Origin of the sequence: Cellulomonas hominis (assembly GCF_005239125.1) — a bacterium.
Classification (GTDB): domain Bacteria; phylum Actinomycetota; class Actinomycetes; order Actinomycetales; family Cellulomonadaceae; genus Cellulomonas; species Cellulomonas hominis_A.
In genome coordinates, this window is the sequence record NZ_SZYE01000304.1 from 1 (window position 1) to 2,498 (window position 2,498).

General features: G+C 78.4%; 2 protein-coding genes. One reads left to right on the plus strand and one right to left on the minus strand.

Going from position 1 to position 2,498, the window contains the following annotated elements; translation table 11 throughout:
• The first annotated feature begins 303 nt into the window (after positions 1-303).
• Complete coding sequence (locus tag FA014_RS19150; RefSeq protein WP_154731198.1) at positions 304-711, plus strand: FHA domain-containing protein; 408 nt, start codon at positions 304-306, stop codon at positions 709-711.
• A gap of 30 nt (positions 712-741) precedes the next feature.
• On the opposite strand, the gene FA014_RS19155 is transcribed toward FA014_RS19150, so the two are convergent.
• Positions 742-2,498, minus strand: a 1,757-nt coding sequence (locus tag FA014_RS19155; protein ID WP_154731199.1) for an HNH endonuclease signature motif containing protein, incomplete at its 5' end; no start/stop codon positions are given.

The window sequence follows — 2,498 nt, forward strand, 5'->3', positions numbered from 1 at the left end:
ACCCCGCCCTCCGGCGAGCGGGCCGCGTGGCACGACGCCCTCGGGGCGGCATCGGGTCCGGTGCCGACGGAGCCGCCGACCGAACCGCCGACCCGGACGGGCCGGCACGCCGTCGTCCCCGGCGCCCCGGTGCACCCGGACGCCGCGCCGTCGCCCTCCGCACCGGAGGGGACTTCCCCCGGGTCGGTGGGGCTCCCGCCCGCGCCGGAGGGGACCGCTCCCGGGTCGGTGGGGCTCCCGCCCGCGCCGCCGCCGGCGTCCTCGGCGCTCCCCGTCCCGCCGCCCCCGTCCCCGCACGCAGCGGTGCAGCGGTCCGCACCGCCGGCAGCCCCGCTGCCGCCCGCACCGTTCCCCGCGGCGGCACCCGTCCCCGCGCCCGGGGCCGGTGCCGGCTGGGCCGTCCGCCTCCCGGACGGCACGGTCGCGGACCTCGACGCCCCGCTGCTCATCGGCCGGAACCCCGATCCGCAGGACGGCGTCCGGGTGGTCGCGGTCGCGGACCCGGGCCGCTCCGTGTCGAAGACGCACCTGATGCTGGGCGCCGACGAGCACGGCCCGTGGGTCGTCGACCGCGGCTCGACCAACGGCACCCTGGTGACGCTCGCCGACGGGCAGCGGATCGTGTGCCTGCCGGACCGGCGGGTCCGGCTCGCGGACGGCTCGCTGGTGGCGTTCGGCGACCTGGCGCTCGCCGTGGGGCTGCGCGGGTAGGCGTCCTCGGGGGACCGGGCGGTCCGCCGCCTAGAACGGCGGGGGCGCGTCGTGCGACTCGGCGGTGGCGTCGTGCTTTCGGCCGGTGCCGGGGCGCACGAGGTACCGGTGGCCGGTGGGGGTGATCCACTCGAACAGCCCGGGTTGGATCTGGCGCAGCCGGAAGCCGCCGTCGGTCTTCAGGCGGTGGTGGCGGTGGCAGAGCGGTCCGAGGTTGTCGGCGTCGGTTCTGCCGAGGGGTTGATCGGGTGGGTCCCCGGGCTGCGGGTGGTACTCGATGGTGTGGTCGAGGTCGGTGCTGCGGGCCGGGACGGTACAGCCGGGTGCGGCGCAGGTTCTGTCGCGGGTGCGGACGAACTCGGCCAGCCCGGCGGGTGGTCGGTAGCGCTGGCGTCCCACGTCCAGGACCTGGTGGGTGACGGGGTCGGTGACGATGCGCCGCCAGACCCCGCCGTCGGCCAGTGCCCGGGCGCGCACGGCGTCGATGGGGCCGTACCCGTCGAGGTCGGCGGGGGCGTCGTCCAGGCCCAGGAGGGTGGAGGCGGCGATGGTGAGGCGGACCTCGGCGCCGGGGCGCCCGGTGCAGCGGGTGCAGCCGCGGCGCGGGGCGGCGGTCGCGAGGTCGGACGCGGGCACGCTCGGGACCGGCACGGTCGGCGTGGCCCCGATGGGTGCGGCGCCGGGTGTGGGCGTGGCCTCGATGGGTGCGGCGCGGGGTGTGGGCGTGGCCTCGATGGGTGCAGCGCGGGATGTCGGCGTGGCCTCGATGGGTGCGCCGCCGGGCGGAGCCGCCGACGGCGCGGGGCCGGGTGCGGGCTGGGTCGGCGTGGCGCGGTGCGGTTCCGTGCTCGCCTCGGGTGGGCTCACCGGGACGAGCGTGGCGGTCGGGATGGGCTCGGCCGGTCGGGCCGGCGCACCGCGGGTGGTGTCCGGGTACCGCCTCGACGCCCGCCGTCGGGTGGGTACCGGTGGGGGTGGGTCGAGGTGGACCTCGAACGCGGGACCGTCGGACTCGGGGACGTCGCCGACGACCAGGTCCCGCAGCCCGTCGGCGCGGAGCTGGTCCAGGGTGCGGGGGTCGCCGAGGGCCTTGGCGGTGCGGGCGGCGTGGTGCAGCACCCCGTCGAGGCGGGTGGCGTCCTCGGCGGCCAGCACCACCCACATCGCGGCCATCCCGTGCGGGCGTCGCCGGGGTCGGGTCACGCGGCGGGTGCACCGGGCCCGGGTGTGCCGCCCGGCCTCGCCGTCGGGGTCGGCGAGGCGGACCTCGCGGGCCACGCGCTGCTCGAGCTGCCTGCGGGAGCACTGGTGGGCGTCGGGTAGCACCGTGTCCTCCACGGCGTGCGCCGCCTGGTACGGCAGGTCGGTCAGCCCGGCGGCCAGGACCTCGGCCTTGCCGGCGTCGATGTGGCCGGTCTCCAGCGCCTCGCGGGTCGCGGCGAGCACGCTGCCCAGGACCAGTGCCCGGTGCACCGCCTTGTTCGCGGTCATCCTCGACCACCCCAGCCGCATCGCGAGCTCGTCGCCCGCGACGCACCCCTGCGTGGGTGGGGCGCCGGCCATGGGTGACCACTGCGGGAGCATCTCGGGGCGGGTCGCCAGCTCGGCGACGGCGTCCAGCATCGCGGCGTGCTGGTGGGCCTCCATCCGCGCCCTCGCCGCCACCACCTCCACCAGGATCGCCGGGGCCAGCACCGTCAGGTCCAGACCGCGCAACCACGCGTCCAGCACGGGCCCGGGAGGGCACGCGGCGATCGCCTCGACCTGCCGCTGCTCACCCGTCCGCG